Raw genomic sequence first — 18,135 nt, forward strand, 5'->3', positions numbered from 1 at the left:
TTCATAATCTTTTCAGGAGTAAAGCAGTAAAGGCTAGAACAACCATTTGCAGGCTAGTATTGAGTTTCCGCTCGCAATTTTTCCACAATCGCCTACATTTTTCCAACCAAGCAAAAGATCTCTCAACAACCCATCTTTTCGGCAATACAGCAAAGGTGTGTAATTCGCTGCGCTTTATCACTTCAACAGTTGCTCCAATAATATCTTTTATTTGAGTTGCAAATTTTTCTCCCGTATAACCCGCATCAACCAGTATATTTTGGACTTCAGAGAGGTTTTCTCTTGCATTTTCGATCATTTTTACAGCACTGCTACGGTCAGTTATTTCTGCTGTTGTGATATAAATTGCGTGTGGTAAACCTTCAGTATCAACTGCAATATGGCGTTTTATTCCTGAAATCTTTTTACCAGCGTCGTAGCCCTTATTTTGAGCAGTATCTGCATTTTTTACGCTCTGAGCATCAATTATACAGAAACTGGTTTTCTCTTTCTGACCATTGTTTTGTCGGACCACGCCAACTAATTTTTTTTAACACACATTCCAAAGTACTTTTTTTGTCTTCGCTTGGTTTTTCACTCCATTTTTTAAAGTAGTCGTAACAACTTCTCCATCTTGGGAATTCTTGTGGCAACATTCTCCACTGGCAGCCACTTTTTAAGACATACAATACTGCACAGAATACTTCATATAAATCAAGCTTTCTTGGCTTTGTCTTTCTTCTGCAGGACTCTAGATCTGGTAGAATAATCTTGAATTTTTCTCGACTTATGTCGCTTGGGTATAAACTTCTCATATATCCTAATCTATATTCACTATCTCTTAATTTATCCTTTTCTTGAGATCATGTACAGGTTCTAAGAACCTGTCTTGAAAGGACTTAAGTAGTATCTGTTCAGATGCATGGCTAATGTGTAAATATTGAAGCAAAAGTAATGTCATCCCAGTGCTTGACACTGGTGCTCACAAGCAACCTAATCATAGATATTAAAAGCAACGCTTTCAATGAGACTACAAAAGGCTGGATTCCAGTGGGCTTTGTTGCACAGCTCTTCGGATAGTGGGTAATGTATAATAAATTCATGAAGCTATATCAAACTTAGCCATGCCTATTTCAGTAAATTTGTTAAGCAAATAACACTTGAGTAGCAGTTCCTTCTCACGATTAATCTCAGATTTATTCCTAAAACTAAATCCAAATATTTGCTTCAGTCGCGAGAAAAAACTTTCTATATAAGATCTCTTCCAATAATTTATCTCTTTTTTCCACCTCTTCATACCATCTTCATCATATGACTTTATGAGCTTGATTGTAGAATTTCTCTCATTCATATAATCCAACTTTGGATGCTCTACTGCATTATTTTGCGGAGGAATCCTTGTCTTTATGTCAAGCTCATCGCACAGTTTGTATAACTTCTTTCGATCTATCTGCATATATCGTGCTTATGTTATACTTGGTATCCACTCTTTCAATAAGATCACAGGCTCCATAGTGGTCGGAATAAACTCCACTACTGTATTTTGCAGCTATAACTTTTTTACTACCTATCTCTAGCATTACATGTAGCTTTCTTGTTTGCTCATAGCGGCGATACTTTCTATCTGTACCATTTGCCTTACTATGGCCTGGAATATTATTGTAGATGCTGATACCTGTACTATCTATAGCAATTTCAATATCTTCCATATCGTTCTTATCAACTCTGCAGTCGTTGATTTTGATATTAAGCTTTTTAAACCTTCTTGAAGCCTGCGAATAGCTGATAATTTGCAAAATTTTCCCTATTTGCTCAAGATATTTCTCTATAAATCCCACTGTTTGCCTAAGAACCTGTACATGATCTCAAGAAAAGGATAAATTAAGAGATAGTGAATATAGATTAGGATATATGAGAAGTTTATACCCAAGCGACATAAGTCGAGAAAAATTCAAGATTATTCTACCAGATCTAGAGTCCTGCAGAAGAAAGACAAAGCCAAGAAAGCTTGATTTATATGAAGTATTCTGTGCAGTATTGTATGTCTTAAAAAGTGGCTGCCAGTGGAGAATGTTGCCACAAGAATTCCCAAGATGGAGAAGTTGTTACGACTACTTTAAAAAATGGAGTGAAAAACCAAGCGAAGACAAAAAAAGTACTTTGGAATGTGTGTTAAAAAAAATTAGTTGGCGTGGTCCGACAAAACAATGGTCAGAAAGAGAAAACCAGTTTCTGTATAATTGATGCTCAGAGCGTAAAAAATGCAGATACTGCTCAAAATAAGGGCTACGACGCTGGTAAAAAGATTTCAGGAATAAAACGCCATATTGCAGTTGATACTGAAGGTTTACCACACGCAATTTATATCACAACAGCAGAAATAACTGACCGTAGCAGTGCTGTAAAAATGATCGAAAATGCAAGAGAAAACCTCTCTGAAGTCCAAAATATACTGGTTGATGCGGGTTATACGGGAGAAAAATTTGCAACTCAAATAAAAGATATTATTGGAGCAACTGTTGAAGTGATAAAGCGCAGCGAATTACACACCTTTGCTGTATTGCCGAAAAGATGGGTTGTTGAGAGATCTTTTGCTTGGTTGGAAAAATGTAGGCGATTGTGGAAAAATTGCGAGCGGAAACTCAATACTAGCCTGCAAATGGTTGTTCTAGCCTTTACTGCTTTACTCCTGAAAAGATTATGAACAGGCTCTAAGACCAATCCTGAATAGATAGGTTATTATGTGAATTAGAATCACTACTTTGTCGCTGTAGACATTGTTGCCACCTGCTACTTTTGGACTATTTTCGTACCAATTTTCAATGGCATCGTTGATATAATGAAAAACATTTCCCCTTTCTTGAAGAAATTTGTTATATTCATTGCAGTTACTGACTTTCATTCTTATTGGCATATTTTTCCTTTGTCGGCTAAATATCTATTTTATAACAAATTCCATCAGTAACTGCCTGTTCTTTCCTTGAGTGGTGCAACAAAGCCATTCCAGTGTCAGCTACTTGAATGACATCTTTAATCTCCGTATAGCTATGCGTCACGCGCTGGCCTGAAGCTTTAACTATAAATATTAAAAAATTTACCAAGCTAGAAAAAGGCAAAAGAATCCCCTAGTAACCCCAACTATGGATTAGCCAGCAAAGAAAGGCATAGAAATAGAGGGCTTTTTCGACTGCATGGAATAGGAAATCAGAACAGAAAAAACATGAATTAGGAAATTTGTTGGCGATCTGTGTCTTGTGTGCTCAATCTCAAATTTGTTTTTCAAGGAGTCGAAAACAGTCTCAACAATCGATCTTTTCCTTAGTAAAATCTTCTCTTTAAGTGAAATGAGTACGTTTTTCATACCTTTTTTTACTTTAGTGACGAGTTTTAGGCCTCTATCAAAGAGTTTCTCAAAGAGCTCTTTCTTTATATAGCCCTTATCTCCAAACAAAAGTCCGGTCAGTCTTTTAGTGAGAGTTGGCACAGGTTTTCTGTCATCAACGTTACCTTTGGTTAGAGTAAGTGCTTGAATTTCTCCAATTTCATTAATTACCAAGTGCAATTTAAAGCCAAAAAACCAACCATATGTGCTCTTACTAATTTCTGCCAAACCATCAAAAACTTTGTTCTTGGAGATTCTTTTTTTGTGGCAAACAGCGATTGTAGAAGTGTCTATGTAGGCAATACCTGTCATTTTTGCTTGTTTGCAGAACCATTGCAAAAGTAATGCTAAATACCATAAAACCCGTGATTTAAGAGCGATAAATCGGTCATATGTTGGCAATTTAGAAAACTCAGATTTATAAAGTGGCAGATAAAGTAGGTAAAAAGCTTTGAAACTTTTGCAAGGGGATTGATGATATAATAGAATTATGGTGAGAATTTCCGAAGTCCGGTATTCTAGTTGGTTTTCTTCCTTTTGATAGGAGCATATTAGCAAAACTATCATCGACTGTGCGATAAAAATCCTCGACGCAACAGTAAAGTTCTGTAATATCTTTCTTCATGGGTAACCTCTTAATTATTGATAAAATACTTGAGCTTACCCTGTTTTCCTCTTCTTAGCTGCACTTTTATCTCTTTATTTAATCCATAGTTGGGGTTAGTAGTGAGTTTTGACCCTATAATAATGTAAATTGGCATTATAATAATGTGCTAACGCTTAAAATAAGCGTGTTTTGGCTGAATGTAGAAAAAATAAAAAAGACATGCAGCCGCTATAATTTTATGTAATCTGCCAATATATACCTGAGTTTTTTACTGAATTTTTGTTGTTAAATCTGCAGAGATTAAAAACAAGGATAAATACTCTTATTGATATGGTAAGGAAAGTGGGAAGGTTTGTCAAGTCACTTCGGCCAGCTACCTACTTAGATGTTCCACACTGCTAAGTAGATACCAAATTTTTTGCAACATCAAGTGCAGCATAGGTAAATATTGCACTTGCACCTGCACGTTTAAAACCAATTAAGGACTCATAAATCACTCTGTTATAATCCAACCAGCCATTATTTGCTGCAGCTTTTATCATTGCGTATTCACCGCTTACTTGGTAAGCAAAAATCGGAAAATTGAACTTGTCACTTGCTGTTTTTATTATATCTAAGTATGGCATACCCGGCTTTATCATAATAAAATCTGCACCTTCATTTATATCCATTTCAATTTCGCAGATTGCTTCGCGTGCATTTCGATAATCCATTTGATAACCACTTTTGTCGATGAAATTTGATGATGCGCACGAACCGACAACTTGCCTGAATGGCGCATAGAAGCTAGAACAGTACTTTACTGCATAGGACAATATTGACACATTCTGAAAGTTATTATCATCCAATGTTTTTCTTATTTTTCCTATCCTGCCATCCATCATATCAGAAGGAGCAACTATATCGCATCCTGCTTTTGCTAAAACAAGCGCTTGCTTACACAATATTGACACAGTTTCATCATTTTCCACATCCATCTTGCCGTCTTTTAAAATGCCATCATGACCGTGAGTAGTGTATGGATCTAGTGCAATGTCTGCAATAATGCCAATATCAAGTACCTTCGATTTTACAGCATGAATTGCTTTGCAGATTAAATTATCAGGATTATATGCTTCCTCAGCTTTTTCAGATTTTAGTTTACTATCAACTACAGGAAAAATTGCAACAGCATTAATCCCCGAGTCCTTAGCTTTCTGAACTATAGAAATTAATCCATCTATTGAATAACATTTGATATCAGGTAAGCCAGAAATTGGCTCAATTGTTTCTTCTCCGTCATGAACAAATAAGGGAAAAATCAAATCATTTACTGATAAAGTGATTTCACTTGTTAAATTGCGAATCCACTTGCCTGAGCGCCTGCGTCTTAATCTTATGTTTGGAAAGTTAAACATTGGACCCAGGCAAGTTCCCAGTAAAAAGCAACACTCCTGAAATGAGTATTACCCAAAGCACTGATATCGGTAGAAACACTTTCCAACCAAGACGCATTAGTTGGTCATATCTGTAACGGGGTATTGTTGCCCTGATCCAAATAAATATGAACAATAATAAAACTATCTTCAAAACGAACCAAATCAAACCTGGAATTTTATATAGTAAACTAAGCTCTAGTGGAGGATACCACCCTCCTAGAAAGAATATTGTCATCACAGCGCTTGCTAAAATCATATTTGCATACTCTCCTAGAAAAAAGAGAGCAAAAGGCATTGATGAATATTCGACGTTATACCCAGAGACAAGCTCTGCTTCAGCTTCTGGTAAGTCAAATGGGTGACGGTTAGTTTCTGCAAGCAAAGAAATAAAAAATATTATTCCTATAGGCATCATCAGCAAATCAATCCAAAATGGCATATTATGTTTCGCTACCACCATCTCTGCAAGATTCAACGTACCAGTTGTAATAACAACTGTAGCAACTATTAGACCTATTGAAACTTCATATGAAATCATTTGAGCAGCTGACCTTATAGCGCCAAGAAATGCATAATTAGAATTACTAGACCAGCCTGCAATAATAATGCCATATATTCCCAAAGAGGATATAGCTAGCACATAAAGCACTCCAACATTAATATTTGCTATTACCTTAGGGATTATTACCTGCTGTCCATTTTCTGTAATTATTTCAGCTCCAAATGGTATAACTGCCCAGGAAATTAATGCTAAAATAAAGGTGAGCATTGGAGCCATAATAAACAGTATGGTGTTTGCTCTAAATGGTATTATCGGCTCTTTAATTATCAATTTGATAGCATCTGCAAATGGCTGTAGTAGCCCAAATGGCCCTACTACACTTGGACCATGCCTTAGTTGAATTGCACCAATAACTTTACGCTCAAAGTACACTAAATATGCTACTGAAAGCAAAAGTGGAATAAGAAGAAAAAGAATATCAAATATCAAGTACATGCAACCCTAAATCAAAAAAATAGTTCATAATTGTGGCAATAAAAAATACAGCAAATGCTCTAGACACACAAGACAATGTCCCTATTGAAATCAATAGGACAACACTTTTCTGTACAGCATTTAGCTTAATAGAATAGTAAAATGATATGCATATGAATGACACTAGTGACATCATAATTAAGATCATTGTGAGAGGCAAATAATTCCCTCTTCCCTCGGTAACTATAATAAATGTTATTGCCATCCATACATATCCTTCCGTAAATAGTGCAATAATATCATTGATAAAATCAACTAGCTTATAAACGAACTGTTTTTCTAATGTATTTTGTTCTTTACACAAAAATATAGAGTTTAATTTTCGTTGAAAATATACCAGAGTTATTAGTAATAATGGTGTTAGAATAAATAAAATATTAAGTAGAGTGTTCATAAAAATCCTTAGTACAATCTGCCATTATTTTTGAAGCGCGACTTATTGAGTCTGTCATATAAAAATTACACTTTTTTAGAGTGAAAGAGATATTACTTAATTTTATTTCATCACAGGTAATTGGTACCCATTTGTTTTTCACCACTTGGTCAGCATCTCTAAACTGTGGACCAATAGTGTATAATTTCTTCCTCACATCAAATAAATTATCATATAGTAAGGAAAGGCCCAAATATTGGGATAAATTTTTTATAATCAACCAATCTTCCTTTGCTTCACCAGGAGGAAAAACAGCTAAATTTGTTCTCTGTACTCGCCCTTCAGTATTTACATAAGTTGCATATTTTTCTGTGTATGCAGCTCCAGGTAGAATGACATCTGCTATATGCGCTCCCCTATCACCATGGTGGCCTTGATAAATTACAAATGTACTTTCTAACTTTGATATATCAATTTCATCTGCGCCAAGAAGATAAACTACTTCTATCTCACCACTTTCTGCCTGTTTTAGCATCTGATTAATGTCTTTTCCACCTTTGCTAGGAACGAATCCAATATCGAGTCCACCAACCCTTGCTGCAGCCTTATGCAGTACGTTAAAGCCATTCCAGTCATCTCTGATCATGTTAAATTTTTCTGCAATTTTGCCAGCTAGAGCTAAAACTGATTCAGAATCATCTCTTATTAATGCATCTTGACCGATAATTAGCATAGGGTTCTGAGCCGCACTCAGTAACTCGCAGAATTTGTGATTTCCCTCTTCTATTTCTTTTAGAACGTTTGGACCATCACCTAATCTTTCAACATTATATAGATATTCAAGATTAGGACCAATATTTGCAATAGTGAAATTACCTTGTAAATATCTCTTTCTCAATCTTGCGTTAATTATTGGTGCTTCTATTCTTGGATTTGTATTTATAAGCAGACATAAATCTGCATTTTCTATACCCTCAATAGTGGTGTTGAATACATATGACCCACGATTATTTGGTATAAGCTTTGCTCCATCTTGCCTACAGTCTATATTCCCCGAGCCGAGCTTCTGCATCACTTCTTTGAGTAGAAGCATAGACTCACAATCTGCTAAATCACCTGCAATTGCAGCTATTTTATTTGATTTTGTATTCTTTAATTTCTTTGCAGCAACAGTTAGTGCTTCATTCCAATCAACTGGGGCTAATTTACCATCTTTTTTTACATAAGGTTGATCAAGACGCTGAACTTTTAGTCCATCATAGGCAAAACGGGTTTTATCTGATATCCATTCTTCATTTACCTCTTCGCTCAGCCTTGGTAATATTCGCATAACTTCCAGGCCACGATAATCAACTCTAATGCTACTTCCCACAGCATCTAGCACATCTATAGTCTCACAATGTGATAGCTCCCATGGACGCGCTGTAAAGGAGTAAGGCTTTGAAGTTAAAGCCCCTACCGGGCAGAGATCTATAATATTCCCAGATAATTCAGAGCTAATATGCCTTTTTATGTAAGTACTAATCTCTATATTTTCTCCCCTGCCAATTCCTCCAAGTTCATTTGTACCTGCAACATCGGACAAAAATCTAACACATCGAGTACAATGAATGCATCTATTCATTGCAGTTCCAATCAGTGGACCAAAATGTTTTTTTGGCACAGCTCTTTTATGCTCATCAAGTCTGCTTATTCCTTTCCCATAAGCCATTGTTATATCTTGCAAATCGCACTCACCACCTTGATCACAAATTGGACAATCAAGTGGATGATTAATTAGTAAAAATTCGAGCACTCCTTCACGCGCCTTTTTTACCTTGGGAGTATCCGTGTGAATAACCATACCCTCTGCAACTGGCATTGCACAAGAAGCTACTGGTTTTGGAGGGCCACCCTCAACTTCAACCAAACACATTCTGCAGTTACCAGCAATTGCTAAACGCTCATGATAACAAAACCGCGGAACTTCAACGCCCACAACTTCACAAGCTTGAATTATAGTGAGCCCATGCTCTACTTCACATTCCTTAGAATTAATAGTAACTTTAACCACAACTACTATACAGCTTCCCACTTTATAGGATTGCCGCTTACCTCATCTTCAACTAGATTGCCGTTATCGTATTGAGCAGACATATAGTTCATACGTGAATCACGGTCTATATATCTAACCGGCTTTACCGGTTTATCCTTATACATTTTTTGTTCTGCTTTCTTACGCTGAGTAGGGTTATTTTTACTAGCTGTTTTCGCTTTTCCGCCTGCTGCCATATAAACTCCTAAAAACTTCCTATTTTATTCTAACACTTAAGTATATACCGTCAATACCCAATAGCTTTAAAGTTTTAATAGTCCATCATTACAATCATCATTTGAACAAAATACTTTCTCTTGATGCTGCTCAAGTGTGTAACTTTAGAATCCCCAAAAAAGAAAATGTAAGTTACTTTGATGATATCATTTTCTACGTCTTATAAATAGACATTCATGTAGCCGTAAATTAAGCTATAAACTCAATACAAAGATCCTTAATTATTAATCTCATAGTACTTCTCAACCAACTTATTTAGCAACCTTACACCGAAACCTACTGCCCCTCTTGGAGAAATATCAGTGCCTTTTTCGTGCCAAGCAGTGCCTGCAATGTCTAAATGTGCCCAACAAGTGTCGTTTACAAAACGCTGTAGAAACTGTGCAGCCATTATACTATCTCCACCAGAACCTGCAGGAGCTATATTTTGCACATCAGCAATCGGCGAATCAATAATTTTGTTATAAGTTTCATTCATAGGAAAACGCCATAATTTCTCATTTACTTCATTTCCTACATCAATCAGATGATTCGCTAATTCATCGTTATTTGAAAAAAGACCAGCATATTCATTATTTCCCAGTGCAACCACTATAGCACCAGTTAAAGTTGCAAGGTCGATCATAAATTTCGGTGCAAATCTATCTTGTGTATACCATAAAGCATCTGCAAGTATGAGCCTTCCTTCTGCATCAGTGTTCAACACTTCTATCGTCTGTCCAGACATCGAAGTTACTACATCACTTGGTCTTTGAGCATTACCGTCCACTGCATTTTCTGCAAGTGCAACTACACCAACTGCATTTACCTTTGCTTTTCGTCCAGCTAGAGTACGCATCACCCCAACCACAGTAGCAGAACCCGCCATGTCATATTTCATTGACTCCATGCCACGCGAAGGCTTGAGTGACACTCCACCAGTATCAAACGTTATGCCTTTACCCACAAAAGCTACAGGCTTTTGTTCCTTGAAAGCTCCATTCCATTTGATCACTACTAATTTTGGCTCTTTACTACTTCCCTGTGCTACCCCAAGCAATGCTCCCATTTTTTTCTCTTCCATCTGCTTCTTACCAAGCACTTCGATTTCAAGGCCAAGCTTAGTAAGCTCGGTTTTTATATAATCAGCATAGGATTCTGGATATAAAACATTAGGTGGTTCAATGGTAAGAGTACGTGCAAGAAATATGCCTTCACCTTCTTGTCTTAAACGCTCAAATGATTTTTCAGCACTACTGAATTGCTCATCTTTCGTTAGCACTGTGATCTCCTCTACTTCTGTAACTTTTTCATCCTTTTTGGTTTTATACTTATCAAATTTAAAACTGCGCAAAAATGCACCGTATGCAACATTTGCTGCATTGCCTTCGATTGAGATTGCCGCTCGCTTGATTCTTAATCTGCTTAGCTCACAATATATTTTACCACCAATATTTAATCCTTTGCTTTCATCCCATTCATCTCTCATTCCAAGACCAGCAACTATAATATTTTTTCCCTCTGATGAAGTAACGGAGAAAAATTCACCAAAACCTCCATTAAAATCACTAAATTTCTTGATGTTATCTATAGCTTGCTTATCTTGTAGAACATTAGTTATGAGCTTATCACCCTCAAAAAAACCTACCACTAGCGTCTCAAAATCGGGTAAAGCTTTAGAAATTGTTATCTTCATCGTTGACATCTCCGTTGCAAATAATTGTAAGCTGCACATAAAGCATAGTAAAAACATTAGTAAGATATTTTTCATATACATTTTAAGTACAATAGCGCTTAAGACTACTATGAACTCCGCTGATATGCAAGGGCTTTATCTTTTATCAGAAAATTTGTTATGCCCACCTAGGGTTATATTAAATGTGTAGGTCTTCATAGCCTGATTGTTATAAGTAAATGGTGCTATCAGAAGGCTTGCAAGTCCACTCTCAATAAGATTACCAAGAAGAAGATCATCACAGTTATCGCAATTATGATCAGCAAAAAACATTTGTGTTGTGAATTCTGGAAAATCTGGATGTTGGACCAAAAAGTTGATGTGTGGAGCCCTATCACCAATTTTACCTGGTACTATTGTAATAAAATTATAATAGCCAAGGTTATTTACTACAAATCTTCCTGATCCAGCAAAATTTGGATCAAGCTCCACATTTTCATCATAATAGCTCATGCCAAGTGAGTCTGCGTGCCATATAGAAACCACAGCATTTTGTATCGGTAAGCAATTTACATCAGTAACTCTACCCACTACATTTATTAATTCTCCTGATGCATTATTTGGAGAGCCAGGTTTTCTTCTTAAATTATTTGAAGAGTTAAAGCTTTTTGGCCTTGTTTCAAGATCATAAATCCCTGGAGTTTCAATACAATTAAGCAAAATAGGATCAGCTGCAAATAATGACAAATCGAATATAAATTGTACTAAAAACGCTAATAAGATATTTTTTACATTCATTTTGTTTATAGTGCTTTTATCAGAATTATAGCAACCTTTTTCTTTTATTAAAGACAAGACTTTCTTTGAAGCCTCCTTAGAATCACAACTATCCTTTCAATGTATGAGTTTTAGGTTTTAGTACTGCATACACAACTGCACGGACTTCCAATTTAGAAATTGCAAATCAATCCAAACACGCAAGTTTAATGTTACCGCCACATGCTGTAGTGTTGACACTTACAACCTTTTCTATAGAAAAACGTTGCAGATAATTAGGACCACCAGCTTTTGGTCCGGTACCTGACAGTCCTCTACCGCCAAATGGTTGTGTTCCAACTGCTGCACCTATTTGATTGCGATTGATGTATACATTTCCAACTGATATTTTCTTGCTTATTAAAGCGATCTGACTTTGTACACGGCTTTGCAAAGAAAACGTAAGTCCATATCCTGTATTGTTTATATCACTTATAACTTCATTTAACTGCGACTTATTAAAACGTATGATATGTAAAATAGGCCCAAACACTTCTTGCTTTAATTGCGAAATTTTTTGTATCTCATAAATGTACGGAGGAAAGAAATAACCATTATAAGAATTTGTATCCATTGGTACCTTGAACAAAAGGTTTGAATCTTCATCCCTTGATATTTTTTCCGTATGTTTAGTGAGCATATCAATAGATGCTTTGTCAATTATTGGACCAATATCTGTGCTCAGTTGTATTGGGTCACCTATCTTTAGTTCTTGAGCTGCATTGCATATCATTTTTACCTGTTTTTCTGCTATATCTTCTTGAATAAATAGCACTCTGAGAGCAGAACAACGTTGACCGCCACTGCGAAATGCAGAAATTAAAACATCCTTAGTTACCTGCTCTAAAAGAGCAGAACTATCAACAATCATAGCATTTAATCCACCAGTCTCAGCGATAAGTGGCACAATAGGACCATCTCTACTAGCAAGCATTCGATTAATTATTTGAGCAGTTTGTGTTGAACCAGTAAAAGCTACACCGGAAATTCTATTATCTGGTACTAATGTTTTACCTAAATACCAACCATCCCCTGGAATAAGGTGTAGCACATTTTTTGGTATTCCAGCTTCGTGTAGTATCTTAACGGCTTCATAGGCAATAATCGGCGTTTGCTCTGCCGGTTTTGCCAGCACTGCATTACCTGCTGCAAGTGCAGCTGAAACCTGTCCAATGAAGATAGCGAGTGGAAAATTCCACGGTGATATGCATAAGAAAACTCCTCTGCCTTCAAAAAAGATGAAGTTATCTTCACCTGTTGGACCTGGCAATTTTTTCCAGTCATTCAGTTCATTTTTTGCTATCATTGCATAATAGCGCAAAAAGTCGATTGCCTCTCTTACTTCTGCTATTGCATCGGATAAAATTTTTCCTGCTTCTACAATCAGAATATAAATTAACTCTTTCATCCTTTCCTCAAGCAAATCTGCAGCTTTTTCAAGGCATTTAGCGCGCTCTTCTGCTGAAACATTCTGCCACTTAGTAAAAGCACTATGTGCTATTTCAAGAGCATTTAAAGCATGAGCACTTGTTGCACTTGACACTTCCCCAATTACATTTTCCAAATGTGCAGGATTCACTACTTCGGTAAATTCCGCACTGTCAAGAAACGACTCTCCATCAATTATTGGGCCAACCTGCCATTTCTTTTCACTAAATTCCCTTACATCATTTGCAAATTGTGAAACTGCAATTGAATCGCTAATATCCATTCCCAAGGAGTTTTTTCTTTCCTCTCCAAAAATATCTCGTGGCAACGGAATGCTTGGATGAGGCTCATATTCTAAGCTTTTTACTTTTTCTAATGGATCTGAGACTAATTCTTCAATTTTAACGTCAGAATCATTTACTTGATTGACAAACGAGCTATTAGCTCCATTTTCAAGAAGACGCCTAATAAGGTATGGCAATAAATCACTATGTTTACCAACTGGTGCATATATACGACAATTGATGCTTGTTGCAAGTTCTGAAATTGCATAATCATACAAACTTTTACCCATTCCATGTAAGCGCTGAAACTCAAACCCAGGATGATTTTTATCGGCAAGCTCTATTATAGTAGCAAAAGTATAAGCATTATGAGTTCCAAAACATGGATAAAAGTGATTCTCTTTGCTTAAAAGTTTCTGCGCACAGGCAAGGTAGCATACATCTGTGTGGCTTTTTCTAGTAAACACCGGATAACCAATTAACCCTAATTCTTGTGTGCGCTTGATTTCCGAGTCCCAATATGCTCCTTTCACAAGTCTCACCATAACCTTATGCTTTGATCGAATGGCAACATCTTCAACAAAATCAAGAACAGACAAAGCACGTTTTTGATACGCTTGCACAGCTAGACCAAGCCCTTCCCACTCAGAAAGTGACTCATCAAGACGCAACTGTTCAAATAACACGAGCGACATCTCAAGCCTTTCTGATTCTTCTGCATCTATACACAATGAAATATTATACTTTTTTGCTTCATGACAAAGTTCCAGTACTTTAGTTCTCAGTTCTTCAGCCATATTATCAAATTGGCTAAATTCATAACGTGAGTGCAGCGAAGACAATTTGATTGAAACCCCCTGAGATTTAAAGCAATCATTTATGTCAGCAGATTCACCTATGGCTTTTATTGCATGCATGTATAAATTAAAATACTCTTCCGCATCCTCAACTGTGCAAGCAGATTCACCAAGCATATCAAAAGAGCATAAATACTTACTGTAGTCATCTGATTTCACACTTTCCAATGCTTTTTCTATAGTTTCTCCAACAATAAAATGCTTGCCAAGAATGGATATTGCTTGTTTTACCGCTTTGCGAATTATTGGCTCTCCTAAATTTTTCAATAACCTGGAAATTATGTTATAGAATTTTGAATCCTCTTCATTGTTTCTTAATATACTGCTTCCTATAATTAAACTCCATGTAGAAGCATTAACAAACAATGAAGAGGAACGCCCCAAGTGTTTATTCCATTCTTGGTTGGCAATTTTATCTTTGATCAATTCATCTATTGTGTAATCGTCTGGTATTCTAAGTAATGATTCAGCAAGACACATTAGTGCTACTCCTTCATCATTAGAAAGTGAGTACTGTTGTATAAAAGAATCTATAATGCCTAATTTACTACCTCTAATCTTTTCGACAATTTGTTTTGCAATATTGTAAATTCTGTTTTTCGAATCAACCGAAAGTTCTACTTTTTCTACAAGATAACGTACACAGCTTTTTTCATCAGTACGATAAAATCCTTGTAAACGTTTTCTGAGTTCATTAGGTTCTTGTATAGAGCTAATCATAATTATCTATAAAACACCTTTACTATATGTAAGGTAAAATTATATCATAACTTCGCATAGAACAAATCATTATTTAAAAGGACCAGGGCTGGAGCTAAAAGAAGTCTAGTACTTACTTTTACTAAGTCGAAAGAAGTATGTAGCTTAACACTCCACCACTCATTAAGTATTTAATCTCAGTTGCGGTTTGTACACAGCATTTGAGTTGTATTGATTGCTTTGAATTATCCTGTCTTTTAATGATACATTCTAGATTTCCATTTGATACTATTTCACCTTTTATGCTTATTATCTCACTACCATCAAATATCTTTCTGGTTATTCCATTTTGGAATATAAGTGGAAGAACACCCATGCCGACCAAGTTGGACCTATGTATGCGTTCAAAACTTTCTGCAATCACAGCTTTAATTCCCAGTAATGCAGTACCCTTTGCTGCCCAATCCCTACTTGAACCTGTACCATATTCTTTTCCTGCAATGACAACTAATGGAACAGCTTCTCTTTTATATTGCATTGCTGCATCAAAAATTGACATAGTTTCTTGAGAAGGAATATGTTTTGTATAGCCACCCTCAGCGCTCACCATTTTATTTCTTATTCTGATATTAGCAAAGGTTCCACGCATCATTACGTTGTGGTTACCGCGGCGAGATCCATATGAATTGAAATCTTGCGGTTCAACTCCAAGACCTTTTAAATATATGCCTGCAGGACTATTTGAGGCAATATTTCCAGCAGGGGAAATGTGGTCGGTAGTGACGCTATCGCCAAACATCGCTAGTATTTGCGCATTCTTTATATCAACTATGTTGCTTCCATTGTTCTTAGTCGATAAATTATCAAAATAGGGAGGGTTTTGTATATAAGTGCTTTTCGTGTCCCAATCATAGATTTCACCTTTCTCACACTTTATCTTTTGCCAATGCTCATCACCAGAAAAAACATCCTTATACTTTTGTATGAACATTTCACGCGTCACAACACTTTTAACACAGCTCTCAACTTCATTATTTGTTGGCCATATATCTTTGAGATAGACATCATTTCCATTCTTATCTTTGCATATTGAATCTTTTGTCAAATCAATTTGCACAGTGCCTGCAAGTGCATATGCAACAATAAGTGGCGGAGATGCCAAGTAATTAGCTTTGACTAACGGATGAATTCTTCCTTCAAAGTTACGATTGCCAGACAAAACTGCAGCAACAGTTAAGTTTTTGTTTTTTATATCATCCTCTATATCCTTATTAAGTGGACCAGAATTTCCAATGCAAGTTGTGCAGCCATATCCAACTAGATTAAAACCCAAAGCATTTAGATCTACCTGCAATCCAGACTTTTCTAAATATTCTGTCACAACTTGTGACCCTGGAGCAAGAGAAGTTTTAACCCAAGGCTTTGATTTTAATCCAAGTTTAATTGCATTACGAGCTACAAGACCTGCAGCAATCATCACACTTGGATTTGAGGTGTTAGTGCAGCTTGTTATTGCTGCAATCACTACGCTGCCACTCTGGAGCTGATCGCCATAGATAGGTTCCAACGGAGGTCTGTTTGTCTCATTAATAGGAAAAGATGTAGAAAAAGATTCCGCTACTTCTGAAAGGAAAATCTTATCCTGTGGTCTTTTAGGACCAGCCATCACTGGCTTTACGCTTGATAAATCAAGCTTCAGTGTGTCAAAGAACGCCAATTCTTCATTACTACGCCACAGCCCTTGTTCTTTTGCATAGACTTCAGCTAATTTAACCAACTCTTTTGGCCTTCCGGTTAAGTTTAAATAATCTAGTGTCTTCTGATCAATTGGAAAGAATCCACAAGTTGCACCATACTCTGGAGCCATATTAGCTATGGTTGCTCTATCTGCCAAAGATAAACAATCTAAGCCATCACCATAAAATTCCACAAATCTGCCAACAACGCCTTTTGTTCTCAGGATATTAGTAATCGTTAGCACTAGATCAGTTGCTGTTACTCCCTCTGAAAGTCTTCCTATTAATTTAAATCCTACTACTTCTGGAATTACCATACTAATTGGTTGACCAAGCATCACAGACTCAGCTTCTATTCCACCAACACCCCAACCAAGAACCGATAAACCATTTACCATAGTAGTGTGACTATCTGTACCGACTAAGGTATCTGGATATAGAACTCCGCTATCGTTACATACAACTTGCGCTAAATATTCAAGATTCACTTGGTGGCAAATTCCAGTACCTAGTGGCACTACTCTAAAATTTGTGAAGGATGACTCTCCCCATTTTAAGAATTGATACCTCTCCAAATTTCTTTTTACTTCCAGTGCAACGTTTTTACCAAATGCAGAAGTGCTTCCGTAACTATCTACTTGAACAGAGTGATCGATCACAAGATCAACAGGTACAGATGGATTTATTTTGCTGGGGTTACCTCCGTTTTTCTTCACATAATTACGCATTGAAGCTAAGTCAACGACAGCAGGAACTCCTGTGAAATCCTGCATCAAAACCCTTGCTGGCTTGTAGCTAATTTCGTGATTAATGTGTTTCTTGACGCAATTTGCTAATATCTTTATGTCATCTAATTTAACGCTTACTCCATCTTCGTTGCGCAATAAATTTTCAAGCAATACCTTGAGTGAACAAGGCAATTTTGTTAAATTTACTCCTAAAAATTTACCAGCGTTACTTAGGTTAAAGTAGTTATATAACCTTCCATCAATATTTAAAGTCGTCTTTGCATTTAAAGAATTGTTCATCCTGTATTAGTTAAAATTGGAATTACTAGCGCTACTTTTTTGTTGTTGACTTTGCTGCTGATACATAGTTTCAAAATCTATAGGATCTAGCATAAGTGGAGGAAACCCACCACTACTTGTAGTTCTTGCAATTATTTCTCTTGCAAAAGGGAAAAGAAAAGTAGGTCCACCAATAAATAAAGCTTGTCTCACCTCTTCCTCACTTAGCTCTGTAAAATTTTCTATTGAAAAAATACCGCAATACTTTACCTCGCAAATGAAAGCTATATCATCTTTTACATCTTCATCTTTTACCGTTGCTTTGGCTTCTATATGCAAAGTAATTTCATGAAAAGGCTTTTCTTCACTTATTCCTTTTTTATTTTCTGTTCCTTCTAATTTTGCTGAATTAATATTAACCATTACATTAATATCAGGAGCTTTACTAGAAGGAAGGAATGGCGAATTTGGATTCTCAAACGAAAAATCTTTGACATACTGACCATGAATTTTCATTTTGTGTTGTGACATTTCTTACGTCTCCTTTA

General features: G+C 36.3%; 11 protein-coding genes and 3 pseudogenes. 1 reads left to right on the forward strand and 13 read right to left on the reverse strand.

Annotated features, from left to right (window positions below; genetic code table 11):
* Window position 1: 1 nt before the first annotated feature.
* Window positions 2–794, reverse strand: a protein-coding gene (locus MJ631_RS04570; RefSeq protein ID WP_395460333.1) for an IS5 family transposase whose coding sequence is annotated in 2 segments (ribosomal slippage) — window positions 2–529 and window positions 531–794 — 792 coding nt in all. Because the reading frame shifts where the segments join, the coding sequence is not laid out codon by codon here.
* Between the two features lie 284 nt (window positions 795–1,078).
* Window positions 1,079–1,829 (reverse strand): annotated as a pseudogene (locus MJ631_RS08250) (transposase); the annotation flags it as partial.
* 61 nt (window positions 1,830–1,890) lie between these two features.
* On the opposite strand from MJ631_RS08250, the gene MJ631_RS04585 reads away from it, so the two are divergent.
* Window positions 1,891–2,683, forward strand: a protein-coding gene (locus tag MJ631_RS04585; protein WP_395460333.1) for an IS5 family transposase whose coding sequence is annotated in 2 segments (ribosomal slippage) — window positions 1,891–2,154 and window positions 2,156–2,683 — 792 coding nt in all. Because the reading frame shifts where the segments join, the coding sequence is not laid out codon by codon here.
* 6 nt (window positions 2,684–2,689) lie between these two features.
* Here MJ631_RS04585 and MJ631_RS04590 read toward each other — a convergent pair.
* The 11 genes and pseudogenes from MJ631_RS04590 to secB all read right to left on the reverse strand — a co-directional run.
* Window positions 2,690–2,893, reverse strand: a pseudogene (locus MJ631_RS04590) (IS5 family transposase); the annotation flags it as partial.
* A gap of 231 nt (window positions 2,894–3,124) precedes the next feature.
* Window positions 3,125–3,986 (reverse strand): annotated as a pseudogene (locus tag MJ631_RS04595) (IS982 family transposase).
* A 380-nt stretch (window positions 3,987–4,366) separates the two neighbouring features.
* Window positions 4,367–5,365 (reverse strand): porphobilinogen synthase, encoded by a 999-nt coding sequence (gene hemB, locus MJ631_RS04600; protein WP_007302474.1) that lies wholly within the window; start codon window positions 5,363–5,365, stop codon window positions 4,367–4,369.
* Window positions 5,358–6,383, reverse strand: coding sequence for an NADH-quinone oxidoreductase subunit NuoH (gene nuoH, locus MJ631_RS04605; RefSeq protein ID WP_007302473.1), 1,026 nt, complete (start codon window positions 6,381–6,383; stop codon window positions 5,358–5,360). The genes hemB and nuoH overlap by 8 nt, the downstream gene beginning before the upstream one ends.
* Before the next feature lie 416 nt (window positions 6,384–6,799).
* A complete protein-coding gene (gene nuoG, locus MJ631_RS04610; protein WP_007302472.1) occupies window positions 6,800–8,848 on the reverse strand; it encodes an NADH-quinone oxidoreductase subunit NuoG in 2,049 nt (682 codons plus the stop codon).
* Between the two features lie 5 nt (window positions 8,849–8,853).
* Entirely contained in the window at window positions 8,854–9,066 is a 213-nt protein-coding gene (locus tag MJ631_RS04615; protein ID WP_006279675.1) for a hypothetical protein, read from the reverse strand.
* 257 nt (window positions 9,067–9,323) lie between these two features.
* Window positions 9,324–10,820 (reverse strand): leucyl aminopeptidase, encoded by a 1,497-nt coding sequence (locus tag MJ631_RS04620; RefSeq protein ID WP_044475428.1) that lies wholly within the window; start codon window positions 10,818–10,820, stop codon window positions 9,324–9,326.
* A 96-nt stretch (window positions 10,821–10,916) separates the two neighbouring features.
* Window positions 10,917–11,558 (reverse strand): protocatechuate 3,4-dioxygenase, encoded by a 642-nt coding sequence (locus MJ631_RS04625; protein ID WP_012481990.1) that lies wholly within the window; start codon window positions 11,556–11,558, stop codon window positions 10,917–10,919.
* 166 nt (window positions 11,559–11,724) lie between these two features.
* On the reverse strand, window positions 11,725–14,865 hold the full coding sequence (putA, locus tag MJ631_RS04630) for a bifunctional proline dehydrogenase/L-glutamate gamma-semialdehyde dehydrogenase PutA (protein WP_007302469.1): 3,141 nt from the start codon (window positions 14,863–14,865) through the stop codon (window positions 11,725–11,727).
* A gap of 121 nt (window positions 14,866–14,986) precedes the next feature.
* Window positions 14,987–17,608, reverse strand: a complete 2,622-nt coding sequence (gene acnA, locus MJ631_RS04635) for an aconitate hydratase AcnA (protein WP_262986211.1) — start codon at window positions 17,606–17,608, stop codon at window positions 14,987–14,989.
* A gap of 6 nt (window positions 17,609–17,614) precedes the next feature.
* Complete coding sequence (gene secB / locus MJ631_RS04640; RefSeq protein ID WP_007302467.1) at window positions 17,615–18,118, reverse strand: protein-export chaperone SecB; 504 nt, start codon at window positions 18,116–18,118, stop codon at window positions 17,615–17,617.
* Window positions 18,119–18,135: the final 17 nt, after the last annotated feature.

Origin of the sequence: Wolbachia endosymbiont of Oryzaephilus surinamensis, assembly GCF_025617515.1 — a bacterium.
GTDB lineage: Bacteria > Pseudomonadota > Alphaproteobacteria > Rickettsiales > Anaplasmataceae > Wolbachia.